Here is a 23,340-nt window from a genome sequence, read left to right as displayed (position 1 = left end):
CTAACTTTGATCCAACTCGTGATTATCTATTACCTATTCCAAATGAAGAAGTACTAAGAAATCCTAACTTATCTCAAAATGACGGGTATTAATTGGTTACCTCATTTTAAATATATAATCGCTATGAGAAACATAAGAAAACCGAAAGATGAGTTGAATTAGCCTTTTTAAAATCATCAACGGTTTAGTATAATTAAACTTCAATTAGCGAAGTAAATGCAACTAATTAAAAATTAATAAAAATCCTGGATACTAAAGTTGTGTGTGTGTATAAATGATAAGTAAAATTATTGTTTGTTATGTATCCTTTACTCCATTGGTCATTAGTTTGATCAGTGGAGTATTTTTTTTTACAAAAACATTACAGTCAACTATCATAATGCTCAAGTTATCGATTGATTTATTAAAATGACCCGTTTACGTTAAGATGTTTGACAAAAGGGTTATATATTTGTTACGAACTAGTGAAGATGTATGATTACGATTAAAGAAATTACCTCTAAAGCAGATTTGACTACATTTGTTAAGTTTCCTTTTAAATTATATAAAGACTCTCCCTATTACGTTCCTTCTATTATTAAAGAAGAGTTAGATGTAATGAACCCAGCTAAAAATCCTGTTTTTAAAAATGCTGTGGCTAAATATTTTTTAGCATATAAAAACGAAAAGATTGTAGGAAGAATAGCGGCAATTATTAATTGGATTGAAGTAAAAGAACAAAAAAAACCAAAAATCCGTTTCGGATGGTTTGATGTTATAGATGATATTGAAGTTACAAAAGCTCTTCTCGCAAAAGTTGTTGATTTTGGCAAACAACATTCTTTAGAATACATGGAAGGGCCTGTTGGTTTTTCTAATATGGATAAAGCTGGAATTTTAATAAAAGGGTTTGAAGAACTTAATACCATGATTACTTGGTATAATTACCCATATTATCAGCAACATATGGAGAAATTAGGGTTTGAAGATGCTGCCACTTGGGTAGAATATAAAATCAAAGTCCCTAAAGAAACCAAAGACAAAGTAATCAAGTTCGCAAAAATTATAAAAGAACGCTATCAACTTCAATTACTTAAATTCAAAAAAAGTAAAGAACTTTTGCAGTATGCTGATGACATGTTTGATTTACTTAACAAAACATATAGTAGCTTACAAACATTTGTTCCTATACAGCAATATCAAATCGAAATGTATAAGAAAAAATACTTACCGTATTTGAATCCTGAATACATTACGTGTATTGCTGATAAAAGCGGAAAATTAATTGCCTTTTCAATTGTGATGCCTTCATTTTCTAAAGCTTTGAAAAAAATGAATGGTAAAATTTATCCATTAAAATTCTTACATATTCTTAAAGCGCAACGAAGAAATGATACTGCTGCTTTTTATCTTATTGGAGTAGATCCTGAATACCAAAATAAAGGAGTTACGGCCCTTATATTTAAAGAAATGAATGAAACGTTTATACGCAACGGTATAGAAATGGTGGAAACTAATCCTGAATTAGAAGAAAACAAAGCCATACAAGCGTTATGGAATGATTATGATCATGAACAACATAAAATTCGAAGAACTTACCGAAAAAGCCTATAGATAAGATAAATCTAATATTATTTTAAATCTTTTTTAGCAAATATTTAATACAAGAAAAACTATTATTTCCCCGTTATACTGTTATTTTTAGATAAATATTTTATACTCTTAAAACAATAACATTATGATTAAAAAGATTTTAAAGATTGATCAGGTACGACACTTACAAAAACAAGAACTAAAGAAAATAAAGGGAGGGGACGGTGAAGTTGTATGTAATGGCACTTTATGCCCCAGAAGATATATTTGTTGCGGACAAGCAGGGTGCACAGATCCAAATTTTGCAGTATTAAGCTGCGCTTAACCAATAACCAAAATAACATCTTAAAACCGATATCATGTTAAAAACCATTCTAAACTTACAGGGAGTTAGCGAACTTAAAAAACAACAAAAACTATCTATTAATGGAGGCAGTAGTCCTTTTTGCAATTTTGGGCCGTTGACATTAGATTGTTCTACAAATATTGATGGACGATGTACTTGCGTAAACGGCAGGTGTGTAAAAGGTCCAGAATTTCATTGTAGATAAGCAATAAAAAATCCGCTATTTTAAGGAAAGTAGCGGATTTCTTTATTCTATTTATAAGTGTCCTTTATTCTCCCATCGCTTCAGCAAGAGCAGCAGACATCTTTTTATAAGTACCGTTTTCTAATGTTTCTCTTATTGCAGAAAAAGCATTTAATGTATCTTCAATATCCTGCATAGTATGCGATGCGGTTGGAATCAATCTTAAAAGAATCATTCCTTTAGGAATTACTGGATACACTACTATTGAACAGAAAATTCCGTGATTTTCTCTTAGATCCTTAACCAAGGCCATTGCTTCTGGAATACTTCCTTTTAAATATACCGGAGTAACACAACTTTGAGTAGTTCCTAAATCAAAACCTCTATTGCGTAAACCATTTTGTAAAGCATTTACATTTTTCCAAAGCTTAGCTTTCAATTCCGGCATCGTACGCAACATATCTAAACGTTTAAGTGCGCCTACTACTAATTGCATTTGTAATGATTTTGCAAACATCTGAGAACGCAAATTGTATTTAAGATAATCGATAATCTCTTGATCAGCGGCTATAAAAGCACCTGTACTAGCCATAGATTTAGCAAATGTAGCAAAGTATACATCGATATCATCTTGTACTCCTTGCTCCTCTCCTGTTCCAGCGCCTGTAGTTCCAAGAGTACCAAAACCGTGAGCGTCATCTACAAATAATCTAAAATTGTATTTTTCTTTAAGCGCAACAATTTCTTTCAATCTTCCTTGTTCACCTCGCATTCCAAAAACACCTTCAGAAATTAATAAAATTCCTCCTCCAGTTTTTTGAGCCATTCTCGTAGCTCTCATTAAGTTTTTTTCTATGCTTTCTATATCATTATGACGATATGTATATCGCTGTCCTTGATGCAATCTAACTCCATCAATAATACATGCATGTGCATCTACATCATATACAATAATATCATCTTTACTTACTAAAGCATCTATAGTAGATACCATTCCTTGATATCCAAAATTTAATAAATATGAAGCTTCTTTATCTACAAATTCAGCTAGTTCATTCTGCAATTGCTCATGTAAGTCGGTATGACCACTCATCATTCTTGCTCCCATAGGATATGCCGAACCATATGCAGCAGCTGCTTCTGCATCTACCTTGCGAACTTCTTCCATATTAGCAAGCCCCAAATAATCATTGATACTCCAGGTAACTACTTCTCTACCCTGAAACTTCATTCTATTTGATATTGGTCCTTCTAACTTAGGAAAAACAAAATATCCTTCCGCCTGATCTGCCCATTTCCCTAAAGGTCCTTTGTCCTCGTATATTTTATCAAATAAATCTCTCATCTACCGCTAATTTGATTTCTTTTTAAGTCTGCGAAAATACAGAAAATTGATGTGATTGCATAATTATATTCTAAATCACTAACTCAAACTATTTTTTCACAAAAAAAGCACCTGTAAAATGTCAGATGCTCATATTTTTACATTAAATAACTTTACTTAATAAACTGGACTTTCGTAGCATCTTTTTCATGTATGCTATCAAAAAATCCTTGTTCTGTCATCCACTCATCACTAAATACCTTACTCATATAACGAGAACCATGATCCGGTAAAATAATTACCACATTACTATTTTCGTCAAACTCACCATCTTCTGCTAATTGTTTAACTCCTTGGATAGCTGCTCCACTTGTATATCCAAGAAACATACCTTCTGCCTTAACTAATTCTCTTGCTGTATGTGCACTATCTTCATCACTTACTTTTTCAAATTTATCAATAACATCAAAATCTGTTGCTGTAGGTATTAAATTCTTACCCAAACCTTCAATTCGATAAGGGTAAATTTCTTCTTCATCAAATTCTCTAGTCTCGTGATATTTTTTTAAAACAGAACCGTAAGCATCAATTCCGAGTACTCGGATTTTACTATTCTTTTCTTTTAAATATTTTGCTGTTCCAGAAATTGTTCCTCCTGTACCACAACAAGCAACAAAATGGGTAACATTACCATTTGTTTGGTTCCATACTTCAGGACCAGTTGTATTATAATGTGCATCAATATTTAATTCATTAAAATATTGATTTATATAAACTGAACCTTGTGTTTCTTCATGAAGTCTTTTTGCCACCTGATAATAGGACCTAGGATCATCTGCACTCACATGCGCTGGACATACATAAACTTTTGCACCCATGTTTTTAAGCATGGCTATCTTATCCTTAGATGATTTAGAACTAACCGCTAATATACATTCGTATCCTTTAATAACACTTACCATAGCCAAACTAAAACCAGTATTACCACTGGTAGTTTCTATAATAGTACTACCAGGTTTTAGAATACCTTTTCTTTCAGCTTCTTCTATAATATAAAGTGCAATTCTATCTTTAGTGGAATGTCCAGGATTAAATGATTCTATTTTTGCATAGAAATTTCCTGGAAAGCCTTTCATAATTCTGTTTAATTTTACAAGTGGTGTATCACCTATAAGCTCCAAAACATTATTATAAGCCTGTATATCTTCTCTCATAAGGTTGTGTTTTAAACAAATCTATAGAACTGAAAAAGGGGAGTCTATAAACCGCTACAAAAAACGCTACGAAGTTACGTTAATTTTTTTAATTAATTCTTTATCCCTTCTAAATCTAACAAAAAAGCATATTCCTCTGCAACTTCCTTCAAAGCAGCAAACCTTCCTGAAGCTCCACCGTGACCAGCATCCATATTAGTATGTAATAATAATAGATTCTTATCGGTCTTTAATTCTCTTAATTTAGCAACCCACTTTGCAGGTTCCCAATACTGAACTTGAGAATCATGTAATCCAGTTGTGATTAGCATATTTGGATAGTTCTGAGCTACAACATTATCATAAGGAGAATATGATTTCATATAATCATAATATTCCTTTTCATTTGGGTTACCCCATTCGTCATACTCACCAGTCGTTAATGGAATACTATCATCTAACATTGTTGTCACTACATCGACAAACGGAACCGCCGCAACGACTCCATTATATAATTCTGGTGCTATATTTACAATAACTCCCATTAACAAACCTCCTGCAGAACCTCCCATGGCATACAAATGATTTGTACTAGTATATCCTTCGTTGACTAAAAACCTAGAACAATCTACAAAATCAGTAAATGTATTTTTCTTTTTAAAAAGTTTACCCTCTTCATACCAAGAACGTCCAAGATATTCGCCACCTCTTACATGAGAAATTGCATAAATAAATCCTCGATCTAACAAACTTAATCGAACACTAGAAAAATATGGATCAATAGTAGATCCATAAGATCCATAAGCATATTGCAATAAAGGATTGGTGCCATCCTTTTCAATTCCTTTTTTATAAACTAGAGATATTGGTATTTTAGTACCATCAACTGCAGTTGCCCATACACGTTCTGATATATAGTTACTTTTATCAAACTTACCTCCCAATACCTCTTGTTCTTTTTTGACTTCTTTTTTCTTAGTTTCCATATCGAAATCAATAACAGAATTCGGAGTTGTTAAAGAATTATAAGCATACCTAAGCGTTTTAGTGTCAAAATCTACGTTTGTACTTACATAGGAAGTATATGTTTCATTATCAAAAGGCAGATAGTAATCCTCTGTACCATCCCATTTTTTAATATTTATTTTATTTAAACCATCACTCCTTTCACTTATAACTAGATACTCTTTAAAAATATCTACATCTTCTAATAAAACATCTTTACGATGTGGAATAACATCTGTCCAATTTTCCTTTAAAGTATTTTCTTCTGAAACCTTCATTAGTTTAAAATTCTTGGCTTCATCTGCATTGGTCAATACATAAAAATCTCCACTGTAATGTGCAATACCATACTCTAAACCTCTAATTCTTGGCTGAAAAATTACAAAATCTCCAGTTGGATTATTAGCCTTTAAAATATGGTATTCAGATGTTAGTGTACTACTAGACCCAATCACTATATATTCTTTGGACTTTGTTTTATAAACAAATGTATTAAATGTGTCATCCTTTTCCTCATATACCTCTATATCCTGTGATGCATTTGTTCCAAGATTATGTCTAAAAATCTTATGCGACCTTAAAGTTGCTTCATCTTTTTTAGTATAAAACAAAGTTTTACTATCTCCTGCCCAAGTACTCCCTCCTGTAGTGGTTTCAATTACTTCTGGATATACCTCTCCAGTCACTAAATTTTTTATACGAATTGTATATTTTCTTCTACTTAAAGTATCGACACCAAAAGCAATTAATGTATTATCAGGACTTATGTTTAATCCAACCATCTTAAAATAAGCCTGTCCTTTTGCTTCCTCATTACAGTCAAATAAAATTTCTTCTTTTGCTTCTAACGTATCTTTTTTCCTAGAATAAATAGGGTAATCCTTTCCTTTTTCATATCTAGTTATGTACCAATATCCATTTAACTTATATGGTACTGAAGCATCATCCTCTTTAATACGACCTTTCATTTCTTCAAAAAGACTTTTTTGAAAGTCTTTAGTATGCCCCATCACGCTATCATTATAACTGTTTTCACGTTCTAAATAATTAATTACTTCTGGATTATCTTTATCATTAAGCCAAAAGTAATCATCGATACGAATATCTCCATGCTTTTCGAGATGTGTAGCTTTCCTATCTGCAGTTGGGTTTTGAACTTCTATCTCCAATGTTCTTAGTTTATTATAGTTAAGCAAAGTTGCAAAAATAAGAGTTCATAACGATATAATTCATAGCGTTTTCACAATAATCTCTTAGTTTATTAACAGTTAAAGCACTAATTTTGTTCTTAATAAATCATTAAAAAAAATATCAATGTTTGGAGATATGATGGGAATGATGGGTAAATTGAAAGAAACCCAGAAAAAAGTAGAAGAAACAAAAAAAAGACTGGACACTGTTTTAGTAGATGAAAATAGTGCAGATAATCTTCTTAAAGTTACAATAACAACTAATAGAGAAATTAAAAGTATTTCTATTGCTGATGAATTATTAAACGATAAGGAGCAGTTAGAAGATTATTTAATTCTAACACTAAACAAGGCTATTGCTAAAGCAACAGCAGTAAACGAAGCCGAATTAGCAGCAGTAGCTAAAGAAGGAATGCCAGATATACCTGGTTTAGATATGTTTAAATAACAAATATATTGTATACAAAAAAAGGAAGCAATTTGCTTCCTTTTTTTGTATACATTAATCAACAACTAATTAGTTATTAATTAATCTAAATTCTGTTCTACGGTTAGCAGCGTGCTGACGTTCTGTGCAAGAAACTCCATCCGCACATCTATTTTTTAGTCTGTTCTCTCCGTAACCATTAGCTACTAAACGACTTCCATTAACTCCTTTAGAAAGCAAATAAGTAACTACAGATTGTGCTCTTCTTTCAGAAAGGCTTTTATTACTAGATTTAGAACCTCTTGCATCTGTATGAGAGGCAATTTCCATTTTAGCTCCAGGGTTACTAGCTAAAACTGGCATTAATCTAGTATCGATAATACTTTTAGCTTGTGATGTAAGTGTAGAACTACCTGTATTCCAATTAATCGGTAATGCAGAATACTCAACCAAAGAACACTCTACTTCTTTCCAAGTAGTTAATCCTCCTTTTTGTGTTAATACTTCTTTACTTACTGTCTTAAAAGTAGCAGGCACTACAACCTCTTCTGAGTACGCATCTTTAACCATAACAGTTTTAGTTATCGTAGCATATTCCGCTGGAATAACTGCTTCAACTGTTCTAGCTGGTTCAGAAACTACTCTTTTTGTATATGTACTAGATTTTTCTGCTAAAGCATTACTAGTAGTAGAAGCATCACTGCTTAATGTTTTGATTGGTACTGTAGTAAATTCCGCTGGATATCCTTTATAACACCAATAACGACAGTCATCAGGATTACTTGATGCACAATCAGGCGCTGGAGAACCAAGTTCCCATTGCGCATATGCTGGCTTAATCTCTACTGTTTCTGCTCCTGTACCAAATTTAGCAGGAATTACTTTTAAAGCAGAAGCTTTTTGCTTTTTAATAAAAGTTACTGTTTCAGTTTTATACTTTGCAGGTATAACTGTTAACTTTTTAGATTCTTCTTTAACTAATACTTTTTCTGTTACTGTTTCGAAAGTAGCAGGATAAGTTTTCAATTTTCTATACTCAGGTGTAATTTGCACTTGAACAGTCTGATTTTCATAAACATCAGGTGTCGTACAACGTACGTAGCACTTCCCTGGTTCAGGATTAGCAGGCAGGTCTTGAGCCTGGGCAGAAATTCCTGCAATTGCAAGAAGTACTAATAAAAAACGATTTTTCATGTTTTGATGATTTTTGTGGTTATTATTATGTTACACTTAAAGTTACGAAATTATATATATCAAAAGGAAATGTTAAAACTAACTTTTAGAAAAACTATCGAATTTTCGACGTACTGTTTTTTTATTCGATAAAAGGCTCAAAAAAACATATTTGCATTTTATTCAATTTTTCTTTCTGCGTATTATTCTATATTTTTATCAAAATCATTCTAAAATTCTTTAAAACTCGACAATATGTTTGAACTCAAAAATAAAGAGGGATCTAGTTACCATTTTACTTTAAAAGCAAAAAATGGACAAGTAATTTTAAGTAGTGAGGTGTATAATAGTAAAGCCGCCGCTGTAAATGGAGTAGCATCTGTACAAAAAAACTCTGCTGAAGATGGTAGATATGAAAGAAAAACCGCGAAAGATGGTAGATTCTTTTTTAACCTCAAAGCTACCAATGGTCAAGTTATAGGAAGTAGTCAGATGTATTCTTCTGAGTCTGGAATGGAAAACGGCATCAATTCGGTAAAAGAAAATGCACCAAGTGCAGATACAAAAGAAGTCTAAAATTAATAAAGTATTATATTAAAAAAGCCGTTCATAATTAATGAACGGCTTTTTTTAAATAGCTTCTAACAGTTCTAGAAAATACTCATGCATTTCCTGAGTATAATCTAAATGAGTAACAAACCTTAATTTACCTTGGCCCATTCCATAAAAATGAATGTTTTTATTAGCCATTTTTGCTATAAAGCCTTCCTCATCACCATCAATAGTAAATATGATAATATTTGTATCTATTGGTTCTACATTTGTTACAAAAGACAATTTCTCTAATACCTCACCTATCTCCTTTGCTTTTTTATGATCATCCTTTAAACGATCTAAATGATTATTCACCGCATACAATCCTGCTCCTGCCATATATCCTAATTGACGCATACCACCACCCAATACTTTTCTAACTCGAATTGCTTTTTCCATAATTTCCGAATTACCAATCAATACAGAACCCATTGGAGACCCAAGCCCTTTACTTAAGCATACTGAAATAGTATCAAATACTTGTCCATAATCTTTAGGAGTTTCATTTTTAGCAACCAAAGCATTCCATAATCTTGCACCATCTAAATGGTATCCCAAGTTATGATCATCACAAACTTTCTTGATTTTTACAATCTCATCAAAATCATAACAAGCTCCACCTCCTTTGTTTGTAGTATTCTCTATACAAACTAGACTTGTTAAAGGGCTATGATAAAAATCTGGTGGATTAATTGATTCCATCACCTGATTAGAAGTTATCATTCCTCTATATCCATCAATCAGTTTACAAGAAACTCCACTATTAAAAGATACTCCGCCTCCTTCGTAATTATATACGTGTGCGTATTTATCTGCAATTAATTGTTCTCCTGGTTGTGTGTGCAATTTAATTGCCGCTTGGTTAGCCATGCTTCCACTCGGAAAAAACAACGCATTATCCTTACCAAACATAGTTGCTATTCTTTCCTCTAAAGCATTAACTGTTGGATCTTCTTTATACACATCATCTCCAACCTCGGCTGTTATCATTTCATTAAGCATTTCTCGTGTTGGTTTAGTGACGGTATCACTTCTAAGATCTATTATCATGTATTATTTTCTGTTATATAATTTATTAATATTTAAAAAAAAATGTTCTTTTTCAAAAGCTACATTGAAAACTTCCAATCGGCGAACCATCTGGAATTTTTGGGGAAGGTAACACCTTAAATTCTTCAGGTCTTGATATAAAATCATCAATTTGCTTTATATAATAATCATTATATGTTTGATTTACTCCTTTTTGTTTTTCAGTATTAAGTATAGATCTTACTTTCTTTAAAGCCCCAAAAGCCAAAGCTTTCGCCTGAGGGTATGTATTATTATTATTCGTAAGATTCATTAAATGTTTTAGTACATTACTTTTAACAATTTGCTGAATTTCATTATGGTAATCATTTTTAGATTTAGTTAGAAAAACTGTATTAACTACTCTATTCAACATTTCTTCTCCCCCAATCTGTTTCGAGTTCAAACTACTTTGCTGCACCAATCTTGAAACTCTTTCCGGATGAAGTAAAAGTGATAAACTCATATCACTTGCTGTAGAAGCTGCGCTTAATGCATCAAACCCAACTCCTGTTTTACCTCTGAAAGATTCTCTACTACGATTATAACCAAAAGCTCTGGGAGGAAATAACTTGAGTTTATCTTCTGGAATAGCTAATACCTCTGGTGATAAAGTTTTCAATATTTGCTCTAAAGCTTCTTTCTGTTCTTTTGCAGAAATTGTTTCAACAATTATTTGTTGATCTCCTTTTGTGGCATAATTATAATTAAGACCTCCTATTAATTTTACCGTCGCTTCCGTTTGATATCTATGAAAAAAATATAAAGGAACGAATACATCTTCTAAAACTGAATATGGTTGACCCGCTTTAATGTTATCTTTAGAAAAATTATCTATCGCCTTAGTTCTTATCGCTAATACATTTTTTAATTCTGTAGAAGCATTCTCTCCATTGTCCCATAAATGTGCTAAACCATGCGCTCCTCCTTGGGGTCTAGCATCACTATCGGATATAAAACGTAATCCCTTAGTATAGGCATCACTTAAAATTTTATTTAATGCTGTTTTTTCATCTAAACTTGTATCAAATTCAGAATAACTATAGGCAACTGTGACCTTATCCCAGGAACCTATTTTAGTATCATAAGCATCCGAGAAATCTATCTTTTCATCTTTCAATCTTATTAAAGGGTGTGGGTAATCCATTACAGAAGCTCTATCATTTGTACTCGCAGCAAAATTATGAGCAAATCCTATCGTATGCCCTACTTCATGTGCAGACAACTGTCTAATTCTGGCTAAAGCCATCTCTAACATTGGTTGGTAACTGTTATTTCCATTCGCATAAGGTTTATCTGATAAAGCCTGAGCAATTAGGAAATCTTGACGAATTCTCAAACTACCTAAACTCACATGACCTTTGAGTATTTCTCCCGTCCTAGGGTCTACAACACTTGCTCCATAACTCCATCCTCTAGTAGACCTATGCACCCACTGAATCACATTATACCTTAAATCCATTGGATCCGCATGTTCTGGGAGCATTTTTACCTGAAAAGCATCTTTAAACCCAATTGCTTCATACGCTTGATTCCACCATTTAGCACCATCTAATAAAGCAGATCTCACAGGTTCTGGTGTTCCAGGATCCAAGTAATATACAATAGGCTCTTTTGCTTCACTTATAGTTAGTTGCGGGTTCTTCTTTTCTAACCTATGCCTTGTAATATACCTTTTAACAATAGGCTCTTGTATAGGAGTTGCATAATCCAAATATGTAATTGATAAAGCCCCACTTCTAGGATCAAATTCTCGTTTTTTATAATTATCGTCAGGCAACTGTACAAAAGAATGGTGTTGAGTTACCGTAAGAAGTTTTGAATCGGGTGCTACCGACCAAATGTTGCCGCGCTTTGGAGAACCTTTATACGTTATTAATGCCTCAAATTCTACATTTTTTGGAAATGCCTTAGTTCTTTCTAAACTTAGAGCGCTCTTTGATTTATCTATACTATAAGAACCTTCGTTTTGGTTTTTTAATCGATTTATAACTCCATGGGTATCTTGCAACAAAAAAGGAGTTAAATTAATAATATAACTATCTCCTATTTTTTCTTTTATTGGAAAACCAAATAAAACAGATTTAGCAAATGCTTGTTCGACACTTTTTTTCTCTAATTTATTCTCAGTAATAGCTCTATATCTTTGATTTGGTTGTACCAATAACAATTTATTTCCAGCTTTCTTAAACCTGACTATAACACCATCACCAATTTGCCCTCTATCCAAGCCAATATCGTTAGAGCCTATACCAGTTGCTAATGAATGAACATATAAAAAATCGGAATCCAGTTTTTTAACCTCTAAATATATCTCATCCTTACTTTGAGTATAATAAAAATTAAAATAACCTTTATAGGATTCTAAATCTTTTTGTTTTTCTAAAAACTGTCCGGAAAGAAAGTGAGAAACGATAAAAAACAAGCAGGTGATATATATTTTCATTGAAAAATGGTTTATTAGATTTACTAAGGCACTAAAACTATAAAATAATAGCAAAATTATTTCCTACTGAACCGTTAAATCCTATTTTTGTCAAAAATAATTAAAATATGATTAATACTGAGACTTTACAGGATCTTAGGGAGCGCCTGGTTGCGTTAAGGAGGTATCTTTGACATTGATGCCAAACTAATTGAAATAGCTAACGAGGAAGAAAAAACATATGCTCCTGATTTTTGGGACAATGCACAAGAAGCTGAAAAATTAATGCGAGCGTTAAATGCCGAAAAAAAATGGGTTTCGGAATATGAAAAAAGCGTTACATTAGTAGATGATCTTGAAATTCTTTATGAATTTTATAAAGAGGGAGATGCTACTGAGGATGAAGTGAATGAACGCCAAACGCTAGCTTTAGAACTTATAGAGAGTCTAGAGTTTAAAAACATGTTAAGTGAAGAAGGAGATAGCATGAGTGCTGTTCTTCAGATCACAGCAGGTGCAGGTGGAACTGAAAGCTGTGATTGGGCAAATATGCTAATGAGAATGTATCTAATGTGGGCAGAAAAACAAGGATACAAGATTAGAGAACTCAATTATCAAGGTGGAGATGTTGCTGGAATCAAAACGGTAACATTAGAAATTGATGGTGAATATGCTTTTGGATGGTTGAAAGGTGAAAATGGTGTGCATAGATTGGTTCGTATTTCTCCTTTTGATAGTAACGCAAAAAGGCATACCTCATTTGCTTCTATATACGTATATCCTTTAGCGGACGATAGTATTGAAATTGACATCAATCCTTCAGATTATGAAATTATAACATCTAGATCAAGTGGTGCTGGAGGACAAAATGTAAACAAAGTAGAAACAAAAGTGCAACTTACACACTTTCCCACGGGAATTCAAATTTCCTGCTCGGACACTAGATCACAACAAGAAAATAGACTAAAAGCATTACAGATGCTTAAATCACAGCTTTTCGAACTTGAACTAAAGAAGCAACAAGCACAACGTGATGAAATTGAAGCTTCTAAAATGAAAATAGAATGGGGATCTCAAATTCGTAATTATGTAATGCACCCCTATAAGCTAGTGAAAGATGTTAGGACAGCTGAAGAAACAGGTAATGTTGATGCCGTTATGGATGGAAATATTGATGTTTTCTTAAAAGCATTCCTTATGATGATGGGGCAAAAAAATGAAGAATAATAACTACTGAAAAACATGACAACAATTTATCATAACCCAAGATGCAGTAAGTCTAGACAATGCCTTACTATACTTGAAGAAAGAAAAGAAGATTTAGAAATCATCAAATATTTAGAAACCCCATTAAGCGAAGAAAAACTTACAGAAATCATAAATCTTTTAGCAATAAAGCCAATTGATTTAGTAAGAAAAAATGAAACTATTTGGAAACAAGAATTTAAAAACAAAGATATTACAGATTCAGCATTGATTAAAATCATGTGTGAGTATCCTAAACTAATAGAAAGACCAATTGTAATAAAAAATAACAAAGCTATTATTGGAAGGCCCCCTGAAAAAGTAATTGATATTTTATAACAATAAAAAAAGCTGAAACGATTGTTTCAGCTTTTTTTATTGTTATGTCTTAAATATTTTACTGTGGTATCCCATCTCCAGGTCCCATATTTCCATTAAACGTTTCTCCAGATACTTGAATACTAAAACTTGTACCACTATTAATACTCGTTCCATCGGGAGTATGCGATCCTGTAAAATTAGCTATACCATCTGCTGGCATTGAAAATGTGAAGCCACTTGTTTCATCAACCCCATCTCCATCAGAATCCAAACATTGTACTCCTCCAGTAAGCCCCCAACAAGTAATTCCAATACCTAAATTAGTATTAGCTTGACTACGGGCATCTATTACAGCGTTACCACTTCCTGTTCCTCCAGAATTCATTGAAACTACCACAGTAGCATTAGCCGGCGCTGTAAGTACTCCTGTAGCTCTATTAAAATTGATATTAGATTCTACTATTATGGTTCGCACCACTTCTGTTGCGCTATTTCCTGCCGCATCTTGTACATTATACCTAATTGTATATGTCCCTGGAATATTTAAATTCACATTACTGGTTGTAGCTATTTGAGAAGTAAGGTTTCCATCAATATTATCTGATGCAGTAGCGCCAGGGTCTGTAAAACTTCCTCCTTGTGGAATTGTAATACTAGATGATCCAATTAACGTAATTACTGGAGCAACATTATCAATTACTCTCACTGTTCTTGTTATTGTTGCTGTATTTCCTGAGGAATCCTCAACAGTATAAGTTAATATATAATCTCCTGGAGTATTTACATCTACAGTACCAGAAGTATTAATTTCTGATGTCAAATTACCATCCACATTATCACTTGCATTTGCTCCCGGATCATTAAACACATTACCTACATTTACTAGAAAAGGATTAGTCCCTTCTAATGTAATAACAGGACTAGTATTATCTACTACATTGACCGTTCTGGTTACTTCTGTTGTATTACCAGAAGAATCACTTACGCTATATGTTATTATGTATTCCCCTAATGTATTCACATCAACAGTTCCTGAAGCTTGTATTTGACTAGAAATATCACCATCGATATCATCTGAAGCAGTAGCTCCAGGATCAGCAAAAACTTCTCCGAAATCTAATTGAAAAGGATTATCTCCTAATATCGTAATTACTGGTGGATTATCACTAATAACATTTACTGTTCTAGTTTCTGAAGCTCCATTACCAGCTGCATCGCTTACAGTATAAGTTAACACATAATCCCCTACAACATTTACATTAACAGAACCTGTTACTTCTATTTGCGAACTTATATTTCCATCAACATTATCTGTTGCAGTAGCACCAGGATCAGTAAAAGCACTGCCTAACTGCACTATTAAAGGATTATCACCCGTAATTATAATTACAGGAGGAATATTATCTACTACATTTACTATACGTTCAATTGATGATGTATTTCCCGAAGAATCTTCTATACTATATACTAAGGTATAAACACCAGGAACATTAGTATCGACAGTACCAGAAACTGTGATGCTAGTAGAGATATCTCCATCAATATCATCACTTGCAGTAGCACCTGGATCAGTAAAAGAATCACCGACATTAATTGTAATTTCACTATCTCCTATTAGTTCTATAACTGGAGGAGTGCCATCAGGATCCCTGAAATTTAATACCAAAGATGCTTCTCTTGATACTGTAACAGTATTTGAATTGTCTACTCTAAAATCTAAATTATGAGTACCTTCTGCAGTTCCAACGTAAGTCCCGATACTAGTACCAGCTTGGATCGGAATATTATCTCCTGCTTGATAAGTTTCTCCATTATAGACTACATTACCAGTATTAGAGGTTCTATAATTCATTACATAAGTAGACGCTCCAACAGTTTCTGTTATATCAAAATTTATAACCGCTCCGGAATTCGTTGTAAATATAGAATCACTGTCTAATGTTGCTGTAAACGTAAAATCCGGAGTATCCCCAACCTCTATTTGGAGAGTTTTGGTTTTAGAAACGCCTAAACTACTAGTAGCAATAAATTCTATTTCCACCATTCCAATTGTTACACCCTCAAATTGCCAAGTGGTATCACCTACTGGAATTTCAACCAAAGTTTCAGGGTCTAGTAATGTCCCATCAATATTTACAGTACCTGTTCCTTGAGTACTTATATCTACCGGAGCTTTAAAAATATATTGCACATCATAAGTAGCTTCACTAATTTCTGTAATACTTAAATCTAAATCAATCTCTCCATTTACATACGTTCCTATAGAAGAAGGAACTACATCAAATGTAAAATCAGTATCATTTACATTATACGTTAAAATAAATTCTTCCTCTCTATTTAATTCATCTTTGATTGTGATAGTAACCGTATTTGCACCAATTTCTGTGGCAACATATTCAATCGTATATTGAGGTCCTTCAGGTAAATCTACAAACTCATTTTCGGTAACTTCAGTATCATTTAAAAAATACGAACCAGCACCTTCAGTTACATTATATTTTATTTGATAATCTCCAGCAGCTATATCGCCCGCCCCTAGAATGGTAAAACTTGATTCTTCTTTGTTATCAACAAATGCATCAATAGTGGTTTCACTAAATTCTACTTTGAAAAAAACCACTAAATCTTCAGTAATCTCTTTTGTACAGGCAATTACTAAAAATATAAAGGTTAGACCAGCTACTATATATTGAAAAGATTTTTTCATCTATTTATATTATAATTTTAAACAACTCTATTAAAATGATTCTCGGATAAGGTTATTTTAATATTAATTTCACTCCAGCTCCGAAATAAGGAGTAAGCTCACCTATTTCACTATTAAAATGATATGTTTCCTGAATTTTTATATTTATTGCTATTGTAGGAATTAAAAATATATCGGCATCTAAACCTGCGTATGCTCCAAAGACAATAGTACTTGGCTCAAAATTTAATTGTTCTCCTGTTTCCAAGTCTTCATCACCATTATTAATAACCTCACTTCCTACTGTACCTCCTGCTCCTAAAGAAAGTGCAAAAGTTCTTTTATTATTCCTTAGAACATCGAAAAAGAAACCAGCATTAAAAGCATATAGATTTACCGGTATCTCTATTTCTTTAAAATCTAAATTTGTAAAATTGGTTTGAATTCCAAATTGTAAATAATCGAATTCATTTACCTTATAATCCAAATTTACCAAACCTCCAAAACCTCCATCAACATAACCTCCGGTTAATGACAATGCCATTTTATGACTTTGTGCAAACATTGATACTGAAGAACAAAGAATAAATGCTACTACTAACAAAGACTTATTCGCTAAAAGTTTTTTCATAAACCCCATTTTATTAATTTGTGTTACTATTTTAATTAAGCTTTTTTCCGCAAAATTCGGTTACAAAACTAAAAAACGCTAACGTATTTCACACTATATTTATTGTCTCATTCTTGTAACTAAATTCTTTCAAATCATAATAAACAATAGTAATAATCATAAATTTGTTAAAATATCCTAATAATTCTAACTCATAATGCTATGATTATAAATACAATACATTATTTAACACCCCTTTAACCGTCATACTTATAGCCTAATTATATTTTTGAGCACCCAATACAAAAAAGAGTATGAAGAAAAATATTTTAGTGTTATTAGTCGTATTTATAGGATTTTCATCTTTTGCTCAACAAAGCGACGTAAGAATAACTGGAAAAGTTATTGATAAAGAAACTAATGAACCTTTAGAATATGCTACAATTACTTTTTCTAGTATTAAAGAAAATAAAATTGTAACAGGAGGTATTACTCAAGCTAATGGAGATTTTAATATACCAGTACCGGCCGGTATATATAATATTTCTATAGAATTTATTTCTTTCAAAACGGAAAACTTATCAAAACAAAAGCTATTTAAAAACACTAATCTTGGGACTATTGGTCTAGGGCTTGATACAGAAGCATTGGATGATGTAGTCATTATTGCAGAAAAAACTACAGTAGAAATAAAATTAGATAAAAAAATATATAATGTTGGTAAAGACCTTACTGTTAGTGGCGGAACTGTAAGCGATGTATTAGATAATGTTCCTTCTGTTTCCGTAGACGTAGAAGGAAATGTTGCTCTTAGAGGGAACGACAATGTAAGAATATTGATCAATGGAAAACCTTCTGGTTTGGTTGGATTGAATAGTACCGATGCTTTACGTCAATTACCGGCAGAGTCTATTGAACGTGTAGAAGTTATTACATCTCCCTCTGCACGATATGATGCAGAAGGAACAGCAGGTATTTTAAATATTATCTTAAGACGTAGTAAATTGCAAGGATTAAATGGTGCCTTGACATTCAATACTGGATATCCGTTACAGGTCGGAGTTTCTGGAAACATAAATTATAGAACAGGTGATTTAAATTTTTTCACTACTTCTGGATATAACTATCGTGAAGTTCCTGGAAATTCATTATCAGAAACACAATTCTTCAATTTTGATACAGATACTCAAATTGATGAACCAGATACTTTTCTAAATGAAAAAAGAGATTTCGATAGAATACGAAAAGGGCTTAACACCAATGTAGGTTTAGAATGGTATATAAATGATAGTTCCTCGATTACAGGATCTTTTTTATATCGTTCTAGTGATAATGAAAGTAATACTTCGAATTTAATAACAGAGCCTGACGTTAATGGAAATATTTTAAGTAGTAATTTACGTTTTGACCCTGAAGTAGAAGATGATATTACCAAACAATATGCTATTAATTATAATAAAAACTTTGATGATAGTGGCCACAAGCTAACATTTGATTTTCAAATAGAAAACAGTGAAGAAGATGAGAGCTCTAGAATTACTCAAGAAAATGTTTCTACAATAGAATTAGTAAATACTTTAGAAAAACAAGATCGTATTCTTATACAGTCTGATTATGTATTACCTATAGGAAAGAAAAGTCAATTTGAATTAGGGTATAGAGGAAACTTCAATGAACTAGATACTGAGTTTTTGGTTCAATTTGACGATAGTGGTGTTGTGACTACTGATACAAATCTATCTAACAATTTAATTTTCAAAGAGCAAGTAAATGCAGCTTACTCTCAGTTTGGAAGTAAAGCTGGTAAATTTTCTTATTTATTAGGTCTTCGATTAGAAAGCACAAGAATAACTATCGATCAACAAACAAGTGGTGACTTTAATAAAAAAATATATACCGATATATTCCCTACTATAAATTTAGGATATAAATTATCAGAAAAACAAAGTTTAACACTTGGTTACAACCGTAGAATAAGAAGACCTCGTTCTAGATTTATCAATCCTTTCCCATCTAGATCCAGTGCTACCAATATATTTCAAGGAAATTCTGATCTAAATCCAAGTTATTCTAATGTATTTGACCTCGGGTATCTGAATAGAATGGGTAAATTAACCTTAAACTCTTCTATATATTATAATCGTTCTACACAAATATTTACATTTATAGCGGAGAACACTGGTGATACAGCAATTATAGGTGATGGAACTATAGTCCCTATCATCAGAAGAACACCAATAAACTTATCCAGTTCTGATCGTTACGGTTTTGAATTTACACTTACCTATAGTCCTACTAAAAAATGGCGTATTAATGGTAATTTTAATGCTTTCCAAAATAGTATTAAAGGAGATTTTAATGGTGAAAATTTTGATGCAGATAATTTTAGTTGGTTTGCGAGATTAAACAATAAAATTACTTTACCGGCAAAAATAGATTGGCAGACTACGGCTTTTTATGCCGGCCCAAATGAAAATGCACAAACTAAAAGTGAAGGATTATTAAGTGTAAATTTAGCCTTTAGCAAAGACCTTTTTAAGGAAAAAGCTTCTTTAACTTTTAACGTAAGTGATCTATTTAATAGTAGAAAACGTCAAAGTGTATCTACCACAGAAACATTTATTACAGATAGCGAATTTCAATGGAGAGAACGAAGCTTTACATTGTCATTTACATATAGATTTAACCAGAAAAAGAAAAGACAACGTTCTAGAAATAACTTTAATGGCGGTGGTGAAGAATTTGAAGGAAAACCATAAACATTAAAAACGATTATCAAATTATAAATATTAGATTTGAAGATATTAAAAAAGGGAAATGATTTAATCATTTCCCTTTTTTAATATATAACTAAGACTATTATTTACGCTTCTCCTCTTGCCTTGCGTTTAGCTTCTTGCTTTAACTTAAAGTTTTCAATAGTAGCACCAAAAATCCAATAAGGAACAACAAAAGTTAACAAAAATATCATTAACCAGAATCCAATAGTAAGGATTGTTAAAAATGCTAAGAAACCAAGGTATTGATCAAATTCAAACATAATAGTAATCTAATTTCAATTTTTGCCAAAGATAATAACTCTTCTTTTGATCTCATAGCATAAATATGAATAATTTTTAAAACTAAATTTTTAATTAGTTTGCCATTTAAAAAGTACATTCTTTATTCAGAAAAAGCTCTACAAATTCTTAAATTTGCCGTTCGAAAAACAAATCATCAGAGCTATGGAATATAGAATAGAAAAAGATACAATGGGCGAAGTAAAAGTGCCTGCTGATAAACTTTGGGGAGCACAGACGGAACGTTCCAGAAATAATTTTAAAATCGGGGCACCTTCATCAATGCCGTTAGAAATTGTATATGGTTTTGCATATCTAAAAAAAGCCGCTGCCTTTACTAATTGTGAACTAGGTGTTCTTCCTATTGAAAAAAGAGATCTTATTGCACAAGTATGTGATGAAATTCTAGAGGGAAAACATGATGATCAATTTCCATTAGTTATTTGGCAAACTGGTTCTGGTACGCAAAGTAATATGAATGTAAATGAAGTTATTGCAAATCGAGCTCATCAAATTACTGGAAAAACAATTGGAGAAGGTGAAAAAACTATTCAACCTAATGATGATGTAAACAAATCTCAATCTTCTAATGACACGTTTCCTACTGGTATGCATATTGCTGCCTACAAAAAAATTCTAGAAGTTACTATACCTGGTATCACTCAATTAAGAGATACACTTAAAAAGAAATCAGAAATTTATAAAAATGTTGTGAAAATTGGGCGTACTCATTTTATGGATGCTACTCCACTTACAATAGGACAAGAATTATCTGGTTATGTCTCTCAGTTAGATCACGGACTTAAAGCACTGGAAAACACATTACCACATTTAGCAGAAATCGCTTTAGGTGGAACTGCTGTTGGTACCGGTTTAAACACTCCTAAGGGTTATGCTAAAAGAGTATCTGAGTTTATTGCTCAGTTTACAGGATTACCATTCATAACTGCAGAGAATAAATTCGAAGCACTAGCCGCTCATGATGCATTTGTAGAAACACATGGGGCATTAAAACAAATAGCTGTTTCTTTAAATAAAATAGGAAATGATATTCGTATGTTAGCTTCTGGACCAAGAAGTGGAATTGGTGAACTTATCATTCCTGCTAATGAACCCGGAAGCTCTATTATGCCTGGAAAGGTAAATCCTACTCAATGTGAAGCATTAACTATGGTTTGTGCGCAGGTTATGGGTAATGATGTAGCTATCAATGTTGGTGGAATGCAAGGGCATTTTGAACTAAATGTTTTTAAACCCGTTATGGCTGCAAACTTATTACAGAGTGCCCAGTTAATAGGTGATTCTTGTGTTTCTTTTGATGTTCATTGTGCGCAAGGAATAGAACCAAATCAAGCAAGGATTACAGAGTTATTGAATAATTCATTAATGTTAGTTACTGCTCTTAACACAAAAATAGGATATTACAAAGCTGCAGAAATTGCTAATACTGCTCACCAAAATGGAACTACTTTAAAACAAGAAGCTGTTGCATTAGGTTATGTTACGGAAGAAGAGTTTGATCAATGGGTTAAACCAGAAGATATGGTTGGTGCACTGAAATAATAAATTTCACATCATAAAATAAAGCCAGATTATCAATAAAATCTGGCTTTTTTGTTTTTTCTAATTAAAAAAAAAAACATCATACTAACTATCGTAAAATATTCGTTATTCTAGAAATCAACTAACTTGTAAATCTAAGTTCACACAAAATCAAAAAATAATATGTTCTCTTTTAAAACCAAAAAAAATAATCTAATTCAAAAAAAAACTACCAATTTCCTTTTCATATTTGGTTTTTTTATTGGTGGAATTGCTCAACAAACTATAAACAGTACTTTAGAACATGACGGAATAACAAGAGAATACATTTTATATGTTCCCGCATCATATAGTAATGGATCTTCAGCTCCTTTAGTCTTTAATTTTCATGGATACACATCTAACGCTAATGATCAGATGTTTTATGGAGATTTTAGACCTATTGCAGATACAGAAGGTTTCTTAATTGTTCATCCCATGGGTACTGTCGATAACTCCGGAAATACTCATTTTAATGTAGGTTGGGGTACTAGTACTATTGATGATGTTGGTTTTACGGAAGCATTAATTGATGAAATATCTTCAAATTACACTATCGATGCTAGTAGAATTTATAGTACCGGAATGTCTAATGGAGGTTTTATGAGTTATAAATTAGCTTGCGAGCTTAGTGAGCGTATTGCAGCTATAGCTTCGGTTACGGGGACAATGAATAAAAACCAACCAAATACTTGTAATCCATCACATCAGATTCCAGTAATGGAAATCCATGGAACATCTGATACAACTGTACCTTATGAAGGAGCAAATTGGATAGAATCTACTCCGGATGTAATGAGTTTCTGGGCAAATTTTAATAATTGCGAAACTTCAGCAGAAATTACTAACCTTCCTGATAGTGCTCCTAATGATGGTTCTACTGTAGAATATCAAGTATTTAAAAATGGAGATAATGGAGCACGTGTTGAACATTATAAAATAAACAATGGCGGACACAAATGGCCCGGTTCTAATTTCAACTCATCCGGAACTAATTACGACATTGATGCTTCTGCTTTAATTTGGGATTTCTTTTCGAAATATGATATTAATGGTCAAATTACAACATTGAGCATTGATGAAGTTAATGGTGATAATAGAACATTACGTATTCATCCTAATCCCGTAGGCTCTATAATTACAGTAGATTTTAAAGTACAGGAACCTTTAGATTATTCTATTTTTACAATTGAAGGAAAATTAACTTCTAAAGGAACTATATCAATTACAAATAACACCATTGATGTTTCGCATCTTGTATCATCGACGATTTACTTTTTAAATATTGGAGATACTAGTATAAAGATTCAGAAAAAATAAATATCATTTTTTTTAAT

At 32.3% G+C, this 23,340-nt stretch carries 19 protein-coding genes; 10 read left to right on the top strand and 9 right to left on the bottom strand.

Annotated features, from left to right (window positions below; translation table 11 throughout):
• The 3 genes from BMY33_RS24035 to BMY33_RS20970 all read left to right on the top strand — a co-directional run.
• Window positions 1-92 (top strand): RagB/SusD family nutrient uptake outer membrane protein (locus tag BMY33_RS24035; protein ID WP_139195714.1); only part of this gene is annotated, 92 nt, incomplete at its 5' end.
• A 382-nt stretch (window positions 93-474) separates the two neighbouring features.
• On the top strand, window positions 475-1,593 hold the full coding sequence (locus BMY33_RS20980; protein WP_091412157.1) for a GTP cyclohydrolase: 1,119 nt from the start codon (window positions 475-477) through the stop codon (window positions 1,591-1,593).
• Between the two features lie 338 nt (window positions 1,594-1,931).
• Window positions 1,932-2,123: a hypothetical protein gene (locus tag BMY33_RS20970; RefSeq protein WP_091412153.1), complete on the top strand. Its 192-nt coding sequence runs from the start codon at window positions 1,932-1,934 to the stop codon at window positions 2,121-2,123.
• 64 nt (window positions 2,124-2,187) lie between these two features.
• Here the strand turns inward: BMY33_RS20970 and capB are convergent, their stop codons facing one another.
• The 3 genes from capB to BMY33_RS20955 form a co-directional block, all read right to left on the bottom strand.
• Entirely contained in the window at window positions 2,188-3,447 is a 1,260-nt protein-coding gene (gene capB / locus BMY33_RS20965; protein WP_091412152.1) for a cysteate-C-fatty acyltransferase, read from the bottom strand.
• Window positions 3,448-3,599: 152 nt separating this feature from the next.
• On the bottom strand, window positions 3,600-4,640 hold the full coding sequence (gene capA, locus BMY33_RS20960) for a cysteate synthase (RefSeq protein WP_091412150.1): 1,041 nt from the start codon (window positions 4,638-4,640) through the stop codon (window positions 3,600-3,602).
• 92 nt (window positions 4,641-4,732) lie between these two features.
• Complete coding sequence (locus tag BMY33_RS20955; RefSeq protein ID WP_091412148.1) at window positions 4,733-6,793, bottom strand: S9 family peptidase; 2,061 nt, start codon at window positions 6,791-6,793, stop codon at window positions 4,733-4,735.
• Between the two features lie 145 nt (window positions 6,794-6,938).
• Between BMY33_RS20955 and BMY33_RS20950 the strand changes: the two genes are divergently transcribed.
• Window positions 6,939-7,262 carry a YbaB/EbfC family nucleoid-associated protein gene (locus BMY33_RS20950; protein ID WP_091412146.1) on the top strand — a complete coding sequence of 108 codons (324 nt, stop codon included), beginning with the start codon at window positions 6,939-6,941 and terminating at the stop codon, window positions 7,260-7,262.
• A gap of 69 nt (window positions 7,263-7,331) precedes the next feature.
• On the opposite strand, the gene BMY33_RS20945 is transcribed toward BMY33_RS20950, so the two are convergent.
• Complete coding sequence (locus BMY33_RS20945; RefSeq protein WP_091412144.1) at window positions 7,332-8,435, bottom strand: OmpA family protein; 1,104 nt, start codon at window positions 8,433-8,435, stop codon at window positions 7,332-7,334.
• A gap of 234 nt (window positions 8,436-8,669) precedes the next feature.
• On the opposite strand from BMY33_RS20945, the gene BMY33_RS20940 reads away from it, so the two are divergent.
• Complete coding sequence (locus BMY33_RS20940; protein ID WP_091412142.1) at window positions 8,670-8,990, top strand: YegP family protein; 321 nt, start codon at window positions 8,670-8,672, stop codon at window positions 8,988-8,990.
• Between the two features lie 54 nt (window positions 8,991-9,044).
• Here BMY33_RS20940 and BMY33_RS20935 read toward each other — a convergent pair whose 3' ends face one another.
• Window positions 9,045-10,058, bottom strand: a complete 1,014-nt coding sequence (locus BMY33_RS20935) for a threonine aldolase family protein (protein ID WP_091412140.1) — start codon at window positions 10,056-10,058, stop codon at window positions 9,045-9,047.
• Window positions 10,059-10,110: 52 nt separating this feature from the next.
• Window positions 10,111-12,522 (bottom strand): zinc-dependent metalloprotease, encoded by a 2,412-nt coding sequence (locus tag BMY33_RS20930; protein WP_091412138.1) that lies wholly within the window; start codon window positions 12,520-12,522, stop codon window positions 10,111-10,113.
• Between the two features lie 107 nt (window positions 12,523-12,629).
• Here BMY33_RS20930 and prfB point away from each other — a divergent pair.
• Both prfB and arsC read left to right on the top strand, forming a co-directional pair.
• A protein-coding gene (gene prfB / locus BMY33_RS20925) for a peptide chain release factor 2 (protein WP_139195713.1) occupies window positions 12,630-13,728 on the top strand; the annotation gives its coding sequence in 2 pieces (ribosomal slippage) (window positions 12,630-12,692 and window positions 12,694-13,728; 1,098 coding nt in all).
• A gap of 15 nt (window positions 13,729-13,743) precedes the next feature.
• Entirely contained in the window at window positions 13,744-14,085 is a 342-nt protein-coding gene (arsC, locus tag BMY33_RS20920) for an arsenate reductase (glutaredoxin) (protein ID WP_091412134.1), read from the top strand.
• Between the two features lie 58 nt (window positions 14,086-14,143).
• On the opposite strand, the gene BMY33_RS20915 is transcribed toward arsC, so the two are convergent.
• Window positions 14,144-16,774, bottom strand: coding sequence for a DUF5011 domain-containing protein (locus tag BMY33_RS20915; protein ID WP_091412132.1), 2,631 nt, complete (start codon window positions 16,772-16,774; stop codon window positions 14,144-14,146).
• A 52-nt stretch (window positions 16,775-16,826) separates the two neighbouring features.
• On the bottom strand, window positions 16,827-17,384 hold the full coding sequence (locus tag BMY33_RS20910; RefSeq protein ID WP_170837146.1) for a conjugal transfer protein TraO: 558 nt from the start codon (window positions 17,382-17,384) through the stop codon (window positions 16,827-16,829).
• Window positions 17,385-17,677: 293 nt separating this feature from the next.
• Here BMY33_RS20910 and BMY33_RS20905 point away from each other — a divergent pair, with 293 nt between their 5' ends.
• Window positions 17,678-20,122 carry a TonB-dependent receptor gene (locus BMY33_RS20905; protein ID WP_091412128.1) on the top strand — a complete coding sequence of 815 codons (2,445 nt, stop codon included), beginning with the start codon at window positions 17,678-17,680 and terminating at the stop codon, window positions 20,120-20,122.
• A 104-nt stretch (window positions 20,123-20,226) separates the two neighbouring features.
• Here BMY33_RS20905 and BMY33_RS23625 read toward each other — a convergent pair whose 3' ends face one another.
• The gene (locus BMY33_RS23625) at window positions 20,227-20,403 is read right to left on the bottom strand and encodes a hypothetical protein (RefSeq protein ID WP_091412127.1); all 177 of its coding nucleotides are present in this window, start codon (window positions 20,401-20,403) and stop codon (window positions 20,227-20,229) included.
• Window positions 20,404-20,587: 184 nt separating this feature from the next.
• Between BMY33_RS23625 and fumC the strand changes: the two genes are divergently transcribed.
• Complete coding sequence (fumC, locus tag BMY33_RS20895; RefSeq protein ID WP_091412125.1) at window positions 20,588-21,985, top strand: class II fumarate hydratase; 1,398 nt, start codon at window positions 20,588-20,590, stop codon at window positions 21,983-21,985.
• Window positions 21,986-22,147: 162 nt separating this feature from the next.
• Window positions 22,148-23,323 carry an extracellular catalytic domain type 1 short-chain-length polyhydroxyalkanoate depolymerase gene (locus BMY33_RS20890; protein ID WP_091412123.1) on the top strand — a complete coding sequence of 392 codons (1,176 nt, stop codon included), beginning with the start codon at window positions 22,148-22,150 and terminating at the stop codon, window positions 23,321-23,323.
• Window positions 23,324-23,340 lie beyond the last annotated feature (17 nt).

The sequence above is a fragment of the Aquimarina amphilecti genome, from assembly GCF_900109375.1.
Lineage (GTDB): Bacteria > Bacteroidota > Bacteroidia > Flavobacteriales > Flavobacteriaceae > Aquimarina > Aquimarina amphilecti.
The sequence above is the reverse complement of the archived record's forward strand: the minus strand, read 5'-3'. Positions and strand labels throughout refer to the sequence as shown.